The organism is Diplocloster agilis (assembly GCF_019042275.1).
In the GTDB taxonomy this organism is placed as follows: domain Bacteria; phylum Bacillota; class Clostridia; order Lachnospirales; family Lachnospiraceae; genus Diplocloster; species Diplocloster agilis.
In genome coordinates this window covers 90381-110819 of the sequence record NZ_JAHQCW010000015.1, presented here as the reverse complement: position 1 = coordinate 110819, position 20439 = coordinate 90381, and the positions used below count along the sequence as shown (strand labels likewise).

16 protein-coding genes are annotated in these 20439 nt (G+C 51.4%); 9 read left to right on the top strand and 7 right to left on the bottom strand.

The genetic code is table 11. The annotated features are described in order from the left end of the window. Window positions 1-225 precede the first annotated feature (225 nt). The 3 genes from KTH89_RS10755 (at window position 226) to KTH89_RS10745 (ending at window position 3845) form a co-directional block, all read left to right on the top strand. Complete coding sequence (locus tag KTH89_RS10755; RefSeq protein ID WP_238721662.1) at window positions 226-930, top strand: LytR/AlgR family response regulator transcription factor; 705 nt, start codon at window positions 226-228, stop codon at window positions 928-930. Window positions 931-1108: 178 nt separating this feature from the next. Further along, window positions 1109-2584: a pyridoxal-5-phosphate-dependent protein subunit beta gene (locus KTH89_RS10750; protein ID WP_238721660.1), complete on the top strand. Its 1476-nt coding sequence runs from the start codon at window positions 1109-1111 to the stop codon at window positions 2582-2584. A 19-nt stretch (window positions 2585-2603) separates the two neighbouring features. Then, window positions 2604-3845 carry a threonine synthase gene (locus KTH89_RS10745; protein WP_238721658.1) on the top strand — a complete coding sequence of 414 codons (1242 nt, stop codon included), beginning with the start codon at window positions 2604-2606 and terminating at the stop codon, window positions 3843-3845. Window positions 3846-3992: 147 nt separating this feature from the next. On the opposite strand, the gene arcC is transcribed toward KTH89_RS10745, so the two are convergent. The 5 genes from arcC to KTH89_RS10720 all read right to left on the bottom strand — a co-directional run bounded on the left by arcC (window position 3993) and on the right by KTH89_RS10720 (window position 9380). Beyond that, window positions 3993-4934, bottom strand: a complete 942-nt coding sequence (gene arcC, locus KTH89_RS10740; RefSeq protein WP_330656674.1) for a carbamate kinase — start codon at window positions 4932-4934, stop codon at window positions 3993-3995. A gap of 39 nt (window positions 4935-4973) precedes the next feature. Continuing rightward, window positions 4974-6167 carry a knotted carbamoyltransferase YgeW gene (gene ygeW / locus KTH89_RS10735; RefSeq protein ID WP_158342702.1) on the bottom strand — a complete coding sequence of 398 codons (1194 nt, stop codon included), beginning with the start codon at window positions 6165-6167 and terminating at the stop codon, window positions 4974-4976. A 75-nt stretch (window positions 6168-6242) separates the two neighbouring features. Continuing rightward, window positions 6243-7436, bottom strand: coding sequence for a YgeY family selenium metabolism-linked hydrolase (locus tag KTH89_RS10730; RefSeq protein ID WP_158342701.1), 1194 nt, complete (start codon window positions 7434-7436; stop codon window positions 6243-6245). A gap of 59 nt (window positions 7437-7495) precedes the next feature. Continuing rightward, the gene (gene dpaL / locus KTH89_RS10725; protein WP_158342700.1) at window positions 7496-8692 is read right to left on the bottom strand and encodes a diaminopropionate ammonia-lyase; all 1197 of its coding nucleotides are present in this window, start codon (window positions 8690-8692) and stop codon (window positions 7496-7498) included. 43 nt (window positions 8693-8735) lie between these two features. Then, window positions 8736-9380, bottom strand: a complete 645-nt coding sequence (locus KTH89_RS10720) for a helix-turn-helix transcriptional regulator (RefSeq protein WP_238721656.1) — start codon at window positions 9378-9380, stop codon at window positions 8736-8738. Between the two features lie 320 nt (window positions 9381-9700). On the opposite strand from KTH89_RS10720, the gene ssnA reads away from it, so the two are divergent. The 5 genes from ssnA to KTH89_RS10695 all read left to right on the top strand — a co-directional run bounded on the left by ssnA (window position 9701) and on the right by KTH89_RS10695 (window position 17895). Beyond that, entirely contained in the window at window positions 9701-11032 is a 1332-nt protein-coding gene (ssnA, locus tag KTH89_RS10715; protein ID WP_158342698.1) for a putative aminohydrolase SsnA, read from the top strand. Between the two features lie 26 nt (window positions 11033-11058). Then, window positions 11059-14061 (top strand): putative selenate reductase subunit YgfK, encoded by a 3003-nt coding sequence (gene ygfK, locus KTH89_RS10710; protein WP_238721654.1) that lies wholly within the window; start codon window positions 11059-11061, stop codon window positions 14059-14061. Beyond that, entirely contained in the window at window positions 14058-14846 is a 789-nt protein-coding gene (gene yqeB, locus KTH89_RS10705) for a selenium-dependent molybdenum cofactor biosynthesis protein YqeB (RefSeq protein ID WP_238721652.1), read from the top strand. Before ygfK ends, yqeB begins: the two co-directional genes overlap by 4 nt. A gap of 16 nt (window positions 14847-14862) precedes the next feature. Beyond that, window positions 14863-17427 (top strand): selenium-dependent xanthine dehydrogenase, encoded by a 2565-nt coding sequence (xdh, locus tag KTH89_RS10700; protein ID WP_238721650.1) that lies wholly within the window; start codon window positions 14863-14865, stop codon window positions 17425-17427. A gap of 84 nt (window positions 17428-17511) precedes the next feature. Beyond that, entirely contained in the window at window positions 17512-17895 is a 384-nt protein-coding gene (locus tag KTH89_RS10695) for a RidA family protein (RefSeq protein WP_158342694.1), read from the top strand. A 349-nt stretch (window positions 17896-18244) separates the two neighbouring features. On the opposite strand, the gene KTH89_RS25110 is transcribed toward KTH89_RS10695, so the two are convergent. Together KTH89_RS25110 and KTH89_RS10685 are read right to left on the bottom strand one after the other, a co-directional pair. Further along, window positions 18245-18397 (bottom strand): GNAT family N-acetyltransferase, encoded by a 153-nt coding sequence (locus KTH89_RS25110; RefSeq protein WP_158342693.1) that lies wholly within the window; start codon window positions 18395-18397, stop codon window positions 18245-18247. A 65-nt stretch (window positions 18398-18462) separates the two neighbouring features. Continuing rightward, the gene (locus KTH89_RS10685) at window positions 18463-19560 is read right to left on the bottom strand and encodes an alpha/beta hydrolase (protein WP_238721648.1); all 1098 of its coding nucleotides are present in this window, start codon (window positions 19558-19560) and stop codon (window positions 18463-18465) included. Window positions 19561-19766: 206 nt separating this feature from the next. Between KTH89_RS10685 and KTH89_RS10680 the strand changes: the two genes are divergently transcribed. After that, the gene (locus KTH89_RS10680; protein WP_238721647.1) at window positions 19767-20375 is read left to right on the top strand and encodes a TetR/AcrR family transcriptional regulator; all 609 of its coding nucleotides are present in this window, start codon (window positions 19767-19769) and stop codon (window positions 20373-20375) included. Window positions 20376-20439 lie beyond the last annotated feature (64 nt).

Below are 20439 nucleotides of genomic sequence, written 5' to 3'. Positions count from 1 at the left end.
CTCCCGGGGAGACACAAAGGAATCCGGCTGCCCGGAGCATTTCCGGGACACCGACACACACCGGCCCTTAAGCAGCGGGCATACCCAAACCCGAGGAAGAACCATAAGCGAACTGCTTACCGCCTGTCTTTTTGTGCTATAAAAATGCGCAAAAATGCAGGCTGTCTTGTTGTGGGATGCCAGCCACGGTATAATAACCTGAGAACACAACAAGGAGGAATCCGCATGATAAGGCTGGCCGTCTGTGATGAAAACAAAACCGTTCGAAAAGAAATTGCCAAAGAGGTATCCGCATCTTACAAGCAGGAAATGGAGACAGATCTTTATGAATCTTTGGACTTCCTGACCGCGGAAATCTGTGCGGGAAAAATTTACCCCGACCTGATTTTGTCCGATATCTCCAAAGATACCGGCGTTATGATAAATATAGCAAAAGAGATCCGTCAGAAATATCCCGGGATCAAATTTATCTGGGTAAGCTCCGATCCGGACATGCCGGAGGAAATATTTGATACCAACCCGATCTACTGCCTTCCCAAACCAATTCCTTCGGAGGATCTGAAAGCGGCTCTGATGAAAGCTCTTGACCGATGCAGGCAGGACGAAAAAAATACACTGATGCTAAAGGGCAGAAATGGAATACAGAAAATTCCCCTGGCAGACGTCTATTATCTGGAAAGCGATAAGCATGTGGTCTATCTTCAGAGCCAAAGCCGCCGGTGGAAATGCTATATAAAATTAGACGACATCATGGAACGTCTCCCTTCTTATTTCATAAGATGCCATCAAAGCTATGCCCTAAACTTGGCCAAGCTAAGAAAATTAACGGCCCTGTCCGCGGAATTTACCGACGGCCGCAGCGTTCCTGTCAGCCGGGCCCGTTATAAAACAGTAAAGGATTATCTGCTTCAATACTATGCATTCCGCTGACGGTTCCTGATTAAGATCCTTAAGGCAGAATCAAACCGTGAATCGGACGGATAATCCTGCAAATACTCTCGATAATACTTTAGATTCATTGAATAAAACGCCTGCAGATGCTATAATATTACACATAGGTTACAGTTGGGGTACGCCTAAAACTACATATTTCAGGAGGATGAATATAGTGATCGATTTAACCAAGAAACAAGAGGCATTGGCTAGAAATATTGAGCGGGCAAAGGAAAAGAATATCATCATTCCCACTTTCGAGCAGATGAGAAATCCGGAAAAGGTACCCGAAGCGATTAAAGAACAGTTAAAAAGTGTGGGGCTGTGGGATATCAATCCCCTGAACCTGTTTCGTATTACATGGAAAAATGAGCCGAAGGAGAGCGGAGGCCTGTTTGGAGGCCCGAATTTTATCGTGCTTCCCAAGGAGCTTACCGGTGTGGATGCGAAGATTCTGTGCATGATCGGAAAATTCTTCCCTACCGGTTGCCATAAAGTAGGAGCTTCCTTCGGATGCCTGGCGCCCAGGCTTGTGACCGGGCAGTTTGACGCCAGCCGGCAGAAAGCGGTATGGCCGTCCACCGGCAACTATTGCCGGGGCGGTGCGTTTAATTCCAAGCTTTTATCCTGCGACTCCATCGCCATACTGCCGGCGGAGATGAGCCGGGAGCGGTTTGACTGGCTGGCTACGGTGGCGACGGAGATCATTGCCACACCGGGCTGCGAGAGCAATGTAAAAGAGATCTTTGATAAAACCTGGGAGCTTCGTAACACCAGAGACGACGTCATGATCTTCAACCAGTTTGAGGAGATGGGCAATCATCTGTGGCACTATGCGGTTACCGGGAATGCGATTGAAGAGGCTTATCTTAGCATCGCCAATGAGAAAAGCCATCTGGCCGGGGCCTGCTTTACTTCCGGTTCCGCGGGCACCACGGGAACCGGCGATTATCTGAAAGAAAAGTACCCGGGACTGAAGCTGGGCGTGGGAGAGGCGCTGCAGTGCCCGACCCTTCTGAACAACGGATTCGGCGGACACCGGATCGAGGGCATCGGCGATAAGCACGTGCCGTGGATTCACAATGTCAAGAATACGGATATGGTCATTGCCATCGACGACGAGGACAGCCAGAAGCTGCTGCGCCTGTTCAACGAGCCGGAAGGCCGTGAATACCTGGTCAAAGAAGCGGGTGTTGATCCGAAGCTGGTGGATGAACTTGCTTACATGGGAATCTCAGGGATTGCCAATGTGCTGTGTGCCATCAAGATGGCCAAATATTATGAATTGACGGAAAACGATGTGGTGGCCACCGTACTGACGGACTCCGCCGCTATGTACGGCTCCAGAATCGAGGAGCTGCGGGAGGAAGACGGAGAGTACAGCACGATGAAAGCCGCAGTCGACTATCATACCCATCTGCGGTCCGTGAAGACGGATAACCTGGAAGAGCTGACCTACACAGGGCGGAAACGGATCCATAATCTGAAATATTACACCTGGGTAGAGCAGCAGGGCAGAACGGTGGAAGAACTGAACGCGCTGTGGTATGACTATGAAAATACCTGGGGCGCGGTACATAAACAGGCCGCCCAGATCGATGAGCTGATTAAGGAATTCAATGAGAGCACCGGTCTGCTCAAGAATCTGTAGAAGGGAAGGGCCGAATATTATGAAACATGTAATTTCAGCCGTCTGCGTCCGATGCGGGGCGGAGCATGAAGCCGTTCCGAACGTGACGACCTGTCCCAAATGCGGCGGCATTCTGGATATCAAATATGATTACAGCTATATCAAAAAGCAGTTGACAAAGGAGCAGCTGACGCAGCGCAAAGAGTATTCCATGTGGCGCTACCGGGAGTTTCTCCCGGTGGCGGAGGAGGGAAATTATCCAAAGCTTCGGGTTGGCTGGTCCCCTCTTTATAAAGCGGACCGCCTGGCTGAGAAGATCGGTATCAAAACCCTGTATATCAAGGACGACGGAATCAATCCCACGGCGAGCATGAAGGACCGCGCCTCCGCTATGGCCGTAGCCAAGGCATACGAAGCCGGGGCCGATACCATCGCCTGCTCCTCCACCGGAAACGCGGCCTCCTCCCTGGCCGGAAATGCGGCTGCTGCCGGCTATAAGACCTTTATCTTTGTGCCGGAGCGGGCGCCGAAGGGAAAAGTGTCCCAGCTTATGATATTCGGGGCCACGGTGATCAGTGTGCAGGGAACCTACGAGGATACGTTCCGGCTGTCGGCGGAAGCCATCGACCGCTGGGGCTGGTATAACAGAAACGCGGCGATCAACCCTTATCTGATGGAGGGGAAGAAGACGGTATCCCTGGAAATCGCGGAGCAGCTGGACTTTCAGATGCCCGACTATGTTGCGATCTCCGTAGGCGACGGCTGTTCCATCGCCGGGGTCTGGAAGGGATTAAAGGATCTGTATGAGGCCGGATTTATCGACCGTCTGCCGAAGCTGATCAGCGTACAGGCGTCGGGCTGCTATCCGATCAACCGGGCGGCCAGAACCAATACGCCGCTTGAGCCTATGGAAGAAAATACCATCGCCGACAGCATCGCAGTAGGCGTACCCCGTAATCCGGATAAGGCGATCAGCGCCATTCTGGAGTCAAACGGTGTCACCGTGGAGGTGTCGGATGAGGAGATACTGGCTGCCATGCGGCTGTTGGGACGTACCTGTGGGGTCTTTGGCGAGCCTGCCGGTGTAACCGGGACCGCCGGTGTCAAAAAAGCGGTGGAACTGGGCCTGATCCCGAAAGACTCGTCGGTGGTCAGTATCGTGACAGGGAATGGTTTAAAGGATGTAAATAACGCGATCAAAGCGGCGGGAGAACCGATTCATATACCGCCTCAGATGGATCTGCTGCTTGAGGCCTTCGCAAAAAGCGGCGGGCCGCAGTAGCAATTAGAAAAGCCGGATAACAAAAAAGAGGACGAAACCTCATATTTGCAGGAGCCGGGTCATATCCGCCAAAGGCGGTTATGACCGGAAATCCCGCGAGGTTTCGTCCTCTTCTTCGTGTAATCCGTTGGAACAATGATAATTTATTTACTGCCGGATGATAGTCCCGGTCTTACCCTCGATCCCATCCTTCGCCTTTTCCAGAAGGGTGATAAGGGCGGTGCGTCCGGGTTTGGAGGAGGCAAACTGCACGGCAGCCTGCACCTTCGGAAGCATGGAGCCGGGAGCAAAATGTCCCTCGTCCATATATTTCTTAGCCTCATCCACGGTGATTTCGGATAACCATTTCACATCCGGTTTGCCGAAATTGATGGCAACTTTTTCTACGGCGGTTAAGATAATCAGATAGTCGGCATCCAGTTCCTGGGCCATCAGGCAGCTGGCAAAGTCTTTGTCGATGACGGCGCTGGCGCCTTTTAAATGATTCCCCTGCAGGGTTACCGGTATTCCGCCGCCGCCGCCGGCGATGACGATATTACCGCTCTCCACCAAAGTACGGATCGCGTCGGATTCCACGATCTCTATGGGCCGTGGAGATGCGACTACACGGCGGTATCCGCGTCCGGCGTCTTCCTTCATGATGTATCCGTATTTTTCCGCTGAGATATCGGCCTGCTCTTTGGTCATAAAGTGCCCGATGGGCTTAGAGGGATTCTCAAAAGCCGGATCGTCGGGATTAACCCGGACCTGGGTTACCATGGTGACGACCGGAATATCATAATGCCCCCGGTTGCGAAGCTCTTCCCGCAACGCGTTCTGCAGATCATAGCCGATGTAAGCCTGGCTCATGGCTACGCAGACGGAGAGGGGAGTGTTTGGCTGATTCGGATTTTCACGGCTTAACGCGGCCATGGCATTGTTGATCATTCCGACCTGCGGCCCGTTCCCGTGGGATACAACGACCTCATGGCCTTCTTCTATAAGATCTGCGATGGCTTTGGAGGTTATTTTAACAGCGGCCATCTGTTCGGGCAGGGTATCCCCTAAGGCATTCCCGCCCAGTGCTATGACGATTCTTTTTTTATTCATATGATCCTCCAGTGCGTGCATGTGTGACCTGAGTCAGTTCTATTTAAAGACACGGGGAACATTGCGCTCTTCCAGTTTTTTCATCAGAGCGGCCGGGTCTTCGAATTTGCTGAGCAGGATCATGGCAGCGATGACATAGGGCTTGTAGCTGGCTTCCTTGTATAAAGGATTGCGGTAACGGTCGAATACGGAGGCATCCACTTCGCCGGTTTCGCAGCTTAAGCCGGAGATATCGGCGGGCAGGCAGTGCAGATAGAGGGCTTTGCCGTCTTTGGTTAAGGACATCATTTCTTCCGTACATGCCCAGTCCTTATGTTCTGCGTTCTGTGCCAGCAGTTCTTTTTCCAGTTTATTGATACCCTCGGTATCGCCCTCGCCGTACAGCTTGGTTCTTTCTTCCATAGCGGCGAACGGAGCCCAGCTCTTTGGATATACGATGTCGGCGTCTTGGAAGGCTTCTTTCATATCATTGGTTCTGCGGTAGCTTCCGCCGGATGCCGCCGCGTTTTTCTTGGCAACTTCTTCTACCTCCGGCATTACCTCGTAGCCTTCCGGATGCGCCAGCACCACTTCCATACCCATACGGGTCATCAGGCCGATAACGCCCTGAGGAACGGAGAGGGGTTTGCCGTAGGAAGGAGAGTAAGCCCAGGTCATGGCCAGCTTTTTGCCCTTTAAGTTCTCCACACCGCCGAACTCGTGGATGATGTGCAGCATATCCGCCATACACTGGGTCGGATGGTCGATATCACACTGCAGGTTTACAAGGGTGGGGCGCTGCTCCAGAATTCCGTCGATGTTGCCCTGTTTTACGGAGTCGGATACCTCGTGCATGTAGGCATTTCCTTTTCCGATGTACATGTCGTCACGGATTCCGATGACGTCCGCCATGAAGGAAATCATGTTGGCGGTTTCTCTTACGGTTTCGCCGTGGGCGATCTGAGACTTGCCCTCGTCCAGATCCTGTACTTCCAGACCCAGCAGGTTGCAGGCGGACGCGAAGGAGAAACGGGTTCTGGTGGAGTTGTCGCGGAATAAGGAAATACCAAGGCCGCTTTCAAATACTTTCGTGGAAATATTGTTTTCTCTCATGAAACGCAGCGCGTCGGCTACCGTCCATACGGCTTCCAGTTCATCATCTGTTTTTTCCCAGGTCAGGAAAAAGTCGTTATTATACATTTCTTTGAAATTTAATTTGTTGAGCTTATCGATGTAATCCTGTAATGTTTTCATTTTTTTATCTCCTTTAATGATTTATGAGTGGCTATGGCTGACTGTTGGGGGAATCAGCCATAGGAATCCATGAGTTTATTTGCAGTATAAGGTAGGAAGCGCGGCATAGACTGCGGCGCATTTCACCAGATCCGCTTTCCAGGTCTTCTCATTGGGAGCGTGCGCCTGGGCTTCTTTGCCGGGTCCGAAACCGATACAGGGGATGCCGTAGCGTCCCATGATGGAAACACCGTTGGTGGAGAAGGTCCATTTGTCAACCTTAGGTTCCCCGAACATTCCCTGATAGGATTCCACCATGGCCTGTGTCGCGGCGTGATCTTCCGGGATGACCCAGGTGGGGAAGTAGCAGTCGGTCGGGTATACCAGATCGGTGTAGCTGGGTCTTTCATATTTGTACATGCTGACAACGGCGTCATATTTTCTGACCGTGGGCAGCGCGCGGATTTCATCCAATGCCATCTCATAGGTTTCTCCGTCCGTCAGACGGCGGTCGATGGAGATCGCACAGCTGTCGGCTACCGCACAGCGGGAAGGAGAGGTGAAGAAGATCTCGGAAACGGCCAGGGTTCCTTTGCCGAGGAAAGGATCGTAGTGCAGCTTGTTGTTCAATTCGCGTACTTCCTGAAGAATGTCCGCCATCTTGTAGATCGCGTTTTCACCCCGTTCCGGAGCGGAGCCGTGGCAGGAGATACCCTTAACATCCACACGGATTTCCATACGTCCGCGCTGGCCCCGGTAGATATTGCCGTCGGTGGGCTCGGTGATTACGACGAATTCCGGTTTTACTTTGTCCTCGTTGATGATATATTGCCAGCACAGGCCGTCGCAGTCCTCTTCCTGCACGGTACCGGTTACCAGTACGGTATACTTGTCGCTTAAGAGGCCCAGTTCCTTCATGATCTTGGCGCCGTACACGCTGGAGACGATGCCGCCCAGCTGATCGGAGGTTCCGCGTCCGCCGATTTCCGTTTCGGTTTCGAAGCCCTCGTAAGGATCGAATTCCCAGTTGTTGATGTTGCCGATACCGACCGTGTCGATGTGGGCGTCGTAGCCGATCAGGGTCTCGCCGCTGCCCATATAACCCAGTACATTGCCCATCGGGTCAATTTCCACTTTATCGAATCCTACCTTGCGCATTTCTTCAGCGATGCGGTCAATGTGGCCTTTTTCACCGCAGCTTTCGCCGGGGATTTTTACTAGGTCACGTAAGAATTTGGTCATGTCCTTTTCATAACTTTGTGCCAGTTCTTTGATTTTGTTGAAATCCATTTTGCTACCTCCTATGATTTCCATTTTCCATTGATAGAGTAACGATTCTATGAGCGGGATCACATATCCCAGATGATGTCCTTAAAGCGGTTCGGATCGGTATCGCCCTCGGTGGAGAAGAGCAGTACCCTGGAATTTTCATCTAATTTTAATACGTCCCGAAGATCTCTGTAGCGTTTCATTTTCATGATGCAGGCCAGCAGCCCGAAGGGCACGGCGCCGGATTCGCCGGAGATCACCTGCGGATCTCCGCGGAAAGGCGCGGCCAGCATCTTCATTCCGCGTTCTGCCACCCAGTCGGGGCAGGAAGTAAATACTTTTACATGATTTCTCAAGATATCCCAGGAGATGGTGTTTGGCTCTCCGCAGGCCAGACCGGCCATAATGGTTTCCATGTCCCCATCTACGATATGTATGGAGCCGTCATGGGAAGCGGCGCTCCGATACAGGCAGTCGGCGGCCTGTGCCTCGACTACGATCACCATGGGAGGATTCTCGGGATAACGGTTGGCGAAATATCCCTGTACGGCGCCGGCTAAGGAGCCTACGCCAGCCTGCACGAATACGTGGGTGGGACATTCGCAGCCGTAGGCCTCCATCTGTCCGTTGGCTTCGTCGGCCATGGTCCCGTAACCCTGCATGATCCAGGAGGGGATCTCCTCATAGCCGTCCCAAGCGGTATCCTGAACGACGACACCATTTTTTGTATTTTCCGCAGCTTCGGCGGCCATCCGGACACATTCGTCGTAATTGGCGTTTTCGATGGTCACCGTCGCGTTTTCACGTTCGATATTGTCAAAGCGGGTTTTGGTCGTGCCCTTCGGCATAAATACCACTGCTTTCTGCTTCAGGATATTTGCCGACCAGGCGACGCCGCGGCCGTGATTGCCGTCTGTCGCCGTGAAGAAAGTGGCCTGACCGAATTCCTCTCTCAATGCGTCGGAGGTGAGTACCCGGTAGGGAAGTTCCGATACATCCTTGCCAATCTGTTTTGCTATGTAGCGGGCCATGGCGAAGGAACCGCCCAATACTTTGAAAGCGTTCAGGCCGAACCGGTAGGATTCGTCCTTCACATATAATTCCTTGATCCCAAGATAGGTCGCCATGCGTTCCAGCTTGGCCAGAGGGGTTCTGGTGTACTGGGGAAAACTCTCATGGAAAGCCCGGGCTTTGCGGACATTTTCCAATGCCATGATCTCCAGATTTTTGTCTTCGGTCTTCGGCATCGTGTTTTCAACCCATAAAATGTCGTTCATTTTATTAACTCCTTCCATATACAATCTGTTCGTAATATGAGGATCAGGCGCCGCCGTTTTCTTTTCCGGCGTCCAGATAGCTGTAGAGCGTGTATTTGGAAATGCCGAAGTAATTGGAGACTTTGTCGCCTGACTTTGTAATAAGGAAAGCGCCGGCCTCATTCAGAAATTGAATGGCGCGGACCTTATCTTCTTTGTTCATCATCGCTACCGGCTTCCCGACGAGGACAACGGACTGTTCGATCAGATCGTCCAACAGGTCGTTGACGTTTTGGGTGATTTTTTCAGGCTCTTTGGCCGTGGTTTCGGTGGCAGTCAGCGATTTCAGAGCATTTTCTACCGTCAGAAGGGCGGTAATATCATAATTAATGGAAAAAATATAGCGGATCTGGTCCTGGTCGTTTCTTATGTAGATCGTGCTGGATTTTAAAATCCTTCCGTCGGTGGTTCTGGTCAGATATCCCAGATGATCCTGCAGTTCATCGGCGCCTTTTCGCAAGGTTTCCAGAACCACATGAGAGGGTCCGTCACCTAAAGCGCGGTTGGAGACATGGCCATTTTCGATAAAAGCGATGGAATGCTCCAGGTCATCGGTGGTCAGATCATGGATAACGACTTCACAGTTCTGTCCGAATTGTTTGGTTATCCCGCGTGCTACCTGTTTCAGAAACTCTAGTTGAAATTTCATGTAAGAATCCTCCCTGCGCAAAGAGTGGCTGCCGAAGATTTTGGGGTGTAAAATCACAGCAGTTTTGTTTCTTATAAATCCATCATAGCATATAATTTCAGAAATTCAATAGTTTTTTACAAAAATTTTTAGGTTGCCTTAAAATTTTTTGATTTTTGTCTTGCATTATATAGTTTTCAGTAGTAAACTATGATTATAGAAATAGATTCTGTGGATTTTGCATAAATGATTTTTAGTTGGGGAAATCGGATGTTGTGCAAAAACCTTAGGAATTATCGTAGGCGAGACTTAAAAAGAGCTTTGGAAAGGAGAATAGAATTATGCTATTAATAGGGAATGGCAGGCTGATTACCAGGGATGAGAAAAATACTTTTTTTGATAACGGCGCTGTACTGATAGACGGCAAGGTAATTCAAAAAGTAGGAACGACGCAGGAGCTTAGAAAGGAGTATCCGGATGCGGAATACATAGACGCCAAAGGCGGCGTCATCATGCCGGCATTGATTAATACCCATGAGCATATTTACAGCGCCATGGCCAGAGGACTTTCCATCAACGGATATAACCCGGACGGATTCCTGGATATTTTGGACGGTATGTGGTGGACGATCGACCGGCATCTGACTTTGGAGCAGGTAAGGCAGAGCGCTATGGCTACTTATATTGATTGTATTAAAAACGGCGTCACCACCGTGTTTGACCACCATGCCAGCTATGGTTCTGTCAAAGACAGCCTGTTTACCATACAGGACGCGGCCAGGGAACTGGGAGTCCGCACCTGTCTGTGCTATGAGGTGTCCGACCGGGACGGCACACAGAAGATGCGGGAGGGCGTGCAGGAAAACGCAGCGTTTATCAAGGCGGCATTGGCGGAAGAGGACGATATGTCGGCGGGTATGATGGGACTGCATGCTTCCTTTACCCTTTCCGACGACACGCTGGAATACTGCGCGGCGAACAAGCCCTCTGAGGCAGGGTATCACATTCATGTGGCGGAAGGCATCGAAGATCTGTACGATTCCCTGAAAAAATATGGCAAGCGGATCATCGACCGGCTGATGGATCTGAACATTCTGGGGCCGAAGACCATCACCGCTCACTGTATTTATGTAAATGAACATGAGATGGATGTGTTAAAACATACCGATACCATGGTGGTACATAATCCGGAATCCAATATGGGGAACGCCTGCGGATGTCCTCCTACCATGGAGATTTTCCGGCATGGAATTCTGACAGGACTTGGCACGGACGGTTATACCCATGATATGTTAGAATCATATAAGGTAGCGAATGTTCTGCACAAGCATCATCTGTGCAACCCGAACGCGGCATGGGCGGAGGTGCCCGAGATGCTGTTTCGGAATAACGCCAGGATCGCCAACCGGTATTTTAGAAAGCCGCTGGGCGTACTGAAGGCCGGGGCTGCCGCCGATGTGATCGTGGCCGCCTATAATCCGCTGACCCCTATGAACGGTGATAACTGCAACGGGCATATCCTATTCGGAATGAGCGGGCATGATGTGACGACAACGGTGTGTAACGGCAAGGTTCTGATGAAGGACCGGGTATTGACAGTCGTGGACGAAGAAAAAGCGATGGCGGACTGCCGGGCGCAGGCAGAGAAATTATGGCATTCCATTAACGGTTAAACCATAAAATTCAGGAGGAAAAAAGAATGAGCGATCGTATGACACCTATCCCGTTTGCCGGGTTTATGAATTGGATTTTAGAAGAAAAGAAAACGAAAGGCACCGTATTCGGTATCCGGAAACCATATATAGCCGATGCCGGACAGAGCCTTGAGATCTTCGGACGGGCGCTTGAGACCCCCTTCGGGCCGGCCGCCGGTCCTCATACCCAGCTGTGCCAGAACCTGGTGGCCGCTTACTGGGCGGGCAGCCGTTTCTTCGAACTGAAAACCGTACAGATTCTGGACGGCGAAGATCTCCCGGTCTCCAAACCCTGCATCAAAGCGGATGATGAATGCTATAACGTGGAATGGTCGACGGAGCTTTATGTCCCTCAGGCTTTTGATGAATATGTAAAGGCTTGGATGGCCATAAAGGTGCTGTCGAAAGAGTTCGGCCTGGGATCCCCCGACGGCTTCCAATTCAATATGAGTGTGGGCTATGATCTGGAGGGCATCAAGTCTGAGAAGATCGACCGCTTTATCGAGGGACTGAAAGACGCTTCGGAAACGCCGGTTTTCCGGGAATGCCGGGAATGGCTTCTGGCTAATCTGGAGCGGTTCGAGCATATTACCAGAGAAGATGTGGAGGGGATCTCCCCTAATGTATGTAATTCCATCACGCTTTCCACGCTGCACGGCTGTCCTCCGGCGGAGATCGAGCGGATCGCTACCTACCTGATTACGGAGAAGAAGCTGAATACGTTTATTAAATGTAATCCGACGCTTCTGGGGTATGAATTTGCCAGAAAGACCATGGATGACATGGGATATGACTATGTGGCCTTTGGAGATTTCCATTTTAAGGATGACCTGCAGTATGAGGACGCGGTACCGATGCTGCACCGTCTGCAGGAGCTGGCGGATGCGAAGGGGCTGGCTTTCGGTGTGAAGTTAACCAATACGTTCCCGGTGGATATCAAGGCTTCGGAGCTTCCGGGAGAAGAGATGTATATGTCCGGCCGTTCTTTGTATCCGCTGTCCATCGCGTTAGCGGCCAGGTTGTCCAAAGAATTCGGCGGGAAGCTTAGGATCTCTTATTCCGGCGGTGCGGATACCTATAATATCCGTCAGATCTTCGATACGGGAATCTGGCCCATCACGGTGGCAACGACGGTGTTAAAGCCCGGCGGTTATCAGAGAATGGTGCAGATCGCCCAACTGCTGGCGCAAGGCGGGTACCGTCCGTATACCGGCGTGGATGAAAGGGAGCTTTCGGATCTGGCGGAAGCATCCAGACAGGACCGGCATCATAAGAAGGCGGTCAAACCGCTGCCTTCCCGCAAGATGAAGAAAAAGGTTCCGCTGATGGACTGTTTCGCCGCCCCCTGCAAAGAAGGATGTCCGATTCATCAGGATATTACTTCTTATATGAAGCTGACCGGGGAAGGAAAATATAAAGAGGCTATGGAAGTGATTACCGATAAGAATCCGCTTCCGTTTATCACAGGTACGATCTGCGCCCATAATTGTATGAGCAAATGTACCAGAAATTTCTATGAAGAACCGGTTCACATCCGCGACATGAAGCTAAAAGCGGCGGAAGGCGGATACGACCAGTTGATCGCAGGGCTTACGAAGCCCCGGCAGGATCAGGCGGAACCGGTTGCCGTAGTGGGCGGCGGGCCTGCCGGTATCGCGGCCGCTTATTTCCTGGCCAGAGCAGGCCGGAACGTGACGCTGTTTGAAAAGAGGGATTCCCTTGGCGGAGTGGTCCGGTATGTGATCCCGGAATTCAGAATCCCGTCCGCCTCCATCGATAAAGACGTGGCGCTGATGGAGAAAATGGGCGTCGAAGTTAAGCTGAATCAGGAGATAAAGACGATAGCATCCCTGAAAGAAATGGGATATGACAAAGTGATACTGGCGGTGGGCGCTTCCAAACCCGGGCTGTTAAACCTGGAGAAGGGAGAGGCCGTAAATGCTCTGGCTTTTCTGGAAGAATTCAAGAAAACAGACGGCCATCTGAACCTGGGAAGCGAAGTGGTGGTCATCGGCGGCGGCAATACGGCAATGGACGCGGCCAGAGCAGCCAAACGGGCGGACGCAGTGAAGAAAGTCTCTTTGGTCTACCGCAGAACCAAGCGCTATATGCCGGCGGATGCGGAAGAACTGGAACTGGCCATGGAGGACGGAGTGGAATTTGCGGAACTCTTATCCCCTGTGTCTTTGGAGGGCAATGTCCTGGTCTGCAATAAGATGAAGCTTGGCGATGCCGACGCCTCCGGCAGAAGAAGACCGGTGGAGACCGGCGAGAAGGTCCGGATAACGGCTGATACGGTCATCGCGGCAACCGGAGAACAGGTGAACGGCGCATGGTATCAGGTGAACGGGATTCTGACCGATGACAGAGGACGGGCGAAGGTCAACGCCCAGACCCTGGAAACCAGCGTGGAGGGCGTCTATGTGGCCGGCGACGGCGTGAACGGGCCGGCGACGGTGGTGGAGGCGATCCGGGATGCATCCCTGGCTGCTGCTGCGATTCTCGGTGCTTCGGTAGGTACCGACCGGGAGGAGACAGGACTGGTAGAGGCGATCGCGGATAAGAAGGGCGTGCTCAAGGAAGCCCGTGAGGCGGCAGGCGAGAATTACCGCTGTCTGGAATGCGGGGCCGTATGCGAGAACTGCGCAGACGTATGTCCCAACCGGGCCAATATCTCGGTGAAGGTGCCGGGAATGCAGATGGCACAGATTATCCATGTAGACTATATGTGCAATGAATGCGGGAACTGCGCCAGCTTCTGTCCGTATGACAGCGCGCCGTACAAAGAGAAATTTACCCTGTTCGCCGATGCGGCGGATTTTGCGGACAGTGAGAACGAAGGCTTTGTGGTGCTGGATCAGGAAGCGCAGAGGGTAAAAGTCCGCTTTACCGGTAAGGAATCCGAAGTTGATTTAAAGGAAGGAAACGGCCTGCCGGAACAGCTGGTCCGGCTCATGCGGACTGTGATCTGCGATTATGCTTATCTGTTAGGGATTGACGCGATATGAAGATCTTAATTAAGGGAGCCGGGGATTTGGCTACCGGAATTGCATGGAGGCTGAAACAATGCGGTTTTGATATCTGTATGACAGAGATCGCGGTGCCGACTACGGTGCGGCGCACCGTAGCGTTTTCCCGCGCGGTATACGAAGGCGAGGCAGAGGTTGAGGGGCTTTTGGCCGTCTTCGCGGCGGGATACGGACAGGCGGAGAAGATCGTGAAAGAGGGGAACATCGCCGTTTTGGCAGATCCGGAAGCAAAGATCATACAGATGTGGAAGCCGGATGTGGTAGTGGACGCCATACTGGCGAAAAGGAATCTGGGAACCCGGATCGGCGATGCACCGCTGGTGATCGGAGTCGGGCCGGGGTTTACGGCAGGAGAGGACTGCCATCTGGTAGTGGAGACAAAAAGGGGTCACTATCTTGGAAGGGTAATAGAACGTGGAAGTGCGATACCAAATACGGGCATTCCCGGTGATGTTGGCGGCTATACGACCCAGCGGCTGATAAGGGCAGAGGCCGGCGGTCCGTTTGAGCCTTTAGTATCGATCGGGGATACCGTAACGCAAGGGCAGGTGGTCGCCTGCAGCGGCGGCATCCCTATCCGGGCCCAGATGTCCGGTATGGTGCGGGGCATGCTGCAGACAGGCGTCCTAGTCACAGAGGGGATGAAATGCGGTGACATCGACGCCAGATGCGTAAGAGACCATTGCTTCACCATATCGGATAAGGCCAGGGCCATCGGGGGCGGTGTGCTGGAAGCCATATTGCGAAAGACAGGGCAGATTTAATGAAAGGGGCATGAAAATGTTTCGATTTATTGTAAATGGGAAGGAATGTCAAAGCGAGAAAGATATCCGCCTGATTGATTATCTGCGTGATGAGCTGCGGCTGACCTCCGTGAAGGAGGGCTGCAGCGAAGGGGCATGCGGCACCTGTACCATTATCGTGGATGGGAAAAAGGTGAAAGCCTGCGTGCAGAAGCTCTCGAAGATGGATGGGAAATGCATTACCACTGTGGAGGGCTTGAGCAGCCGGGAAAAAGAGGTCTACGCCTATTGTTTCGCGGAGGCCGGGGCGGTGCAGTGCGGTTTCTGCATACCGGGTATGGTAATATCCGCGAAGGTATTACTGGATGAGACCCTCACCCCCAGCAGGGAAGACGTTAAAAAAGCGATCCGCGGGAATATCTGCCGGTGTACCGGTTATCAGAAGATCGAGGACGCGATTTTGATGGCGGCAGAATATTTCCGGGAGAACCGCGAGATTCCGCAGAAAGAACCGGATCATCTGCTGGTCAGCGAGCGGTTTCCCCGTGTCGATGCCAGGGAAAAGGTGATGGGGACCGGGCAGTTTGTGGATGACATCGTACTGCCGGATATGATATATGCCAAAGCGTTAAGAAGCCGGTATCCGAGAGCCCGGATTAATAAAATCGATCTGTCAAAAGCTGTGATGCATCCCGATTGTGTTGCGATCTATACGGCAAAGGACGTGCCCAATAATAAGCACGGACATTTGAAAAAAGACTGGGACGTCATGATCGCGGAGGGGGATATCACCCGTTATATCGGAGACGCGCTGGCGCTGGTGGTGTCAGAACACAAGGAAACGCTGGATGAGATCCTGGATCTGATCCAGGTGGATGATACGGAACTGCCTCCGGTAACCTCTCCAAGAGATGCGCTTAAGGAGGACGCCCCGAAGATCCACGAGGGCGGGAACCTGCTGACCAAGGAGGTTCTGAAACGCGGAGACGCGGACGCTGCCATCGCCGCATCCAAATATGTCGTCTCCCATGTATATCAGGTGCCGTTTACCGATCATGCCTTCATGGAGCCGGAGTGCGCGATTGCCTTCCGGGAGGGAGAAAAGCTGCATCTGTATACGGCCTCCCAGTCCATCTATGACGAACAGCATGAGATTGCCCATATATTGAATCTGCCTGCGGACAGCGTAATCAGTGAGACTAAGCTGGTGGGCGGCGGCTTTGGCGGAAAAGAAGACATGAGCGTCCAGCACCACGCGGCGCTGGCGGCCTGGCTGACCGGACGCCCGGTAAAAGTAAAATTCAGCAGAGAAGAGAGCATCCGCTGCCATGTGAAACGCCACGCCATGGAGATGGAATTCACCACGGCCTGTGATGAAAACGGCTGCCTGACCGGAATGAAAGCCGTCATCTATTCCGACACCGGCGCGTATGCATCCTTAGGCGGCCCTGTCCTGCAGCGGGCCTGTACCCACGCGGCGGGTCCCTATAACTATCACGATGTGGACATCACAGGTTACGGCGTCTATACGAACAATATCCCGGCCGGGGCCTACCGGGGCTTCGGCGTGACTCAGAGCTGCTTTGCCACCGAATGTAACATCAACGAGCTGGCAAAGCTGGCCGGGATCACTCCCTGGGAGATCCGTTACCGGAATGCGATCCGTCCCGGCCAGGTACTGCCAAACGGCCAGATCGCAAGCCCCGACACAGCCCTTGTGGAGACGCTGGAGGCGGTAAAAGAGGTCTATGAATCCAGCCCTTACGCCGGGATCGCCAGCTGTATGAAGAACAGCGGCGTGGGCGTGGGCATTCCCGATACCGGCAGATGTAACCTGGAGATCCGGGACGGCCGTGTGCACATTCTGACCTCCGCAGCCTGTATGGGCCAGGGGATCGGAACCACAGCCACCCATATCGTCTGCCAGACCCTGGGAATCAAACCTTCGCTGACCGTATACGAGCGGGGCAATACGCAGAGAACCCCGGATTCCGGCACCAGCACCGCGTCCAGGCAGACGCTGTTCATGGGAGAGGCAGCCAGGAGAGCAGCGCTCAAACTAAAAGAAGCGCTTGAGGCAGCCGGTTCCCTGGAAGCTCTGGAAGGACAGCTCTTCACGGGAGAATACCTGGGCAAAACCGATCCCATGGGGTCGGAGAAACCCAACCCGGTCAGCCATGTGGCATACGGCTATGCCACCCAGGTGGTAATCCTGGATGAGGAAGGAAAGATGGAGAAAGTAGTAGCCGCACACGATGCGGGAACCGTGATCAATCCGCAGTCGGCAGAAGGCCAGATCGAAGGCGGGGTAGTCATGGGATTAGGCTACGGCCTGACCGAGGATTTCCCGCTGGCGGACGGATATCCCACCCTAAAATACGGCCGGCTCGGACTTCTCCGGTCCACCGACGTACCGCCGGTGGAAGTGATCTTCGTCAATTCCGGCCACCCGGCCGAAATGGCCTACGGAGCCAAGGGAATCGGGGAAATATGCAGTGTCCCCACCGCTCCGGCCTGTCAGAATGCTTACTATCGGTTAGATGGAACGTTTCGAACCAAGCTCCCCTTAGACGGCACGTTCTACCGCAAACCGAAAAAGTAGGATGGAGGGCATGTCTGTTGCAGGCATGTCCCCATAATATATTATATAAAGGTAATACCAGATAAAAGAGAGGAAGATGAAATTATGAAAAAAACAGTAATCACCGCACAGAACGCACCCGCCGCAGTAGGACCGTATTCCCATGCCGTAATGGCCGGCGATGTATTATTCACCTCCGGGCAGCTGGGCCTTGATCCCGCAACCGGAGAACTAAAAGAAGGCGTGGAGGCCCAGACCACCCAGGCTCTGGAAAACTTAAAAGCTGTATTAGAGGCCGCCGGTCTTTCCATGAAAAACGTGGTAAAAACCGTAGTATTCCTGGATAACATGGGCGACTTCGCCGCAGTCAACGCCATCTACGCGACCTATTTCGAAGGAGACACCCCCGCCCGTTCCTGCGTACAGGTAGCAGCCCTGCCCAAGGGAGGCCTGGTAGAAATCGAGGCGGTCGCCGTCAGAGAGGACTAGGTGACTGGGGGCCTACTCTGGGGCCCTTATCTGGGGCCGGGAGTCTGCCGTGCCGGAGGGCGGAGCCTGGAAAGGGCGCTCCAAAGGCAGCAGGACCCAAATCGCTTCGGACAGATCTAAGAATGGGTAACTACGAAGGAGGAAGAACCTCTTATTAGCAGAACCCGGGGGCAAACTCGCCATTCGGCTCAGACACGCCCCCGGGTTCTGCCAGGTTCTTCCTCCTTCTGCGTAACCCATTCTAAGATCTGCCCTCAAGCGATTTGGGTCCTGCTGCCTTTGGAACGCCCTTTCCAGACTCCGCCCTCCGGCACGGCAGACTCCCTACATCGGTGAGGGCCGTAGATGATTAGGATCTAAGTTTAGATTTTATATTTATTTTCATTGGCGTATAGCGGATTCCATTCATGAGTTGCTCCGTGTCCGTATTACGAAACCCCAGTTTTTTATAAATGGGTACGGCATAGGGTGATGAATTTAGTTTCCAATGAGTCGCTATCAATAATCAAAATTCTCTGCTCCGCCTTCATAGCGTATACCTTCTATCCGATTGCGGGTATTATTTATTTACTGTGTATCCGCATGATCTATACGGCCGGTAAGCACATCCTCACGTAAGATCAGCCTGGCTTTATCAGGCTCCTCAAAGAGGGGACTGTGAGCCGAATGACTAAAAGTATAAAATGCTTTTATTGGCGCTTGTATCTGGTCAAAGTATTCTTTTTGCAGAGAGTAGCTACATGTATAGTCGTATATACCTGCAAAAAAATAAATCGGTATATCTAATGCCGGCACTTCAAGAAAGGCATTGAAGCGAGCTGCATCTGCAACAGCAGGGGATGTTTTGACAAAGGCTTTTCCACGCCAAATATTGATGCGTTCAAATGGCGTATATACCCTGCAGCGCAAGCTGGGAAAAAATATACCCGTAATGACAGAGTTCATGTTGTGCATGGTTCCCACGCCAAGTTCATGCATAGAAGTATCACGTAGTGATGAATTGAAGTAGTTTGTATATGCGCTTTCGTCAGTGAAAATTGGATAGCTTTCAAACGCGCTTATCATCTTTGTATCTTTAGATAGTTGATATTGCTCCAGCATATAACTATATGCCAATTCTTCTGATTTTTCTTGATTGGTAATTTGAGACATTCCAATATAAGCCTTATAAAGTTTAGGATGTCTTGATGCGGTTAAAACGCCAATATAGGTGCCAAACGAATGACCCATCAAATAGATTTTATTTTGACCAAACCTTTCTCTTAAATAATTGGTTACTTCCACCGCATCTTGAATATATTGCTCTGTTGTAATTGTTTCTGACAATATATCAGGATGGTAAGAAAGAGAGGTTCCACGATATTCCAGATAGCAAACAACAAATTCATTTTCAAGGCCGGAGGGATATTGCGTTTCTAAAAAGTACTCTGGTATACCGGGGCCGCCACCGAGAAATAGTAATATTGGTTTGCCGGTGTCTTTTCCCATAATAAACATACCAAAAGATGTATTGTTTATGTCTACAATCAATTTTTCTGAAATACTATCCTGTAACGTGTAACCGCTCTCGTCTCGAAACGGTTTTGTGTTCCCCAAACTGGGTGGAAATATGGTGCATACAGCAACCCCTATAAATACGATCAACGCAATAATCATACTCCACATTTTCTTTTTATCCTTCTATATAGCGCACTACGCACAGTAACACCTCTTTCTATATGGTGTGGCTTTAAAAAACTGAACTTTTATTCAGATTTATTATATAGTAACCGTTGCATAGCGTCAAGATATTCTGAATTTAGGTTCACTTTTAGGGAAATTTGTGCTATCCTTATCAAATGTAATATCTAATCGAGGATAGGAGAATTTCGATGGGAGCAGAGAAAAAAATACAGCAGCGAACGATTGAAAGCCGGAAAAAACTTTTGGATGCTGCATATCACCTTTTTGTTGAAAAGGGCTACTACAACACGAACACAAAAGAAATTGCCCGTTACGCCGGATTATCAATCGGCAATTTCTATAACTACTATCAGGATAAGGGTGAAATTTATTGTGTTCTGCTAAAGAAATATGCCACCGATTCCTGCAAAGCGATGCAAGAATTATTTGATCAACTGATAGCACTTGAAGGTCCCATTGCTTATAAAGACTTTCTGTCGCTTTATCTGCGGCAGCTGCTTGAGCGGGCCGTGGACACTAAGAAGTTTTTCGAGGATTCGATTGTCATTGCTAAAGAAAACGCTCAAGTACAATTCACTCTTTCCGAGGCGGAAGAAAGCTTGATTGCTATTATAGAAACATTTTTAAGAAAACGCTACCCAGATAGACAGGATGATTATTATATTAAAGCAAGAATGATATATGTGATCACCGATCAGGTTGCTAAAGATATTCTTTGCGTTAATTCCCAACAGCAAAAGGAAAAATATATTCAACTTTTCATTGAAGAAATTCTTCACTTTTCATTTGACCAATGACTGCTGAAATTATGTAGACAAAGGAATATGCATTACCGACAAGCAATGCAGGTGTGGCCACACA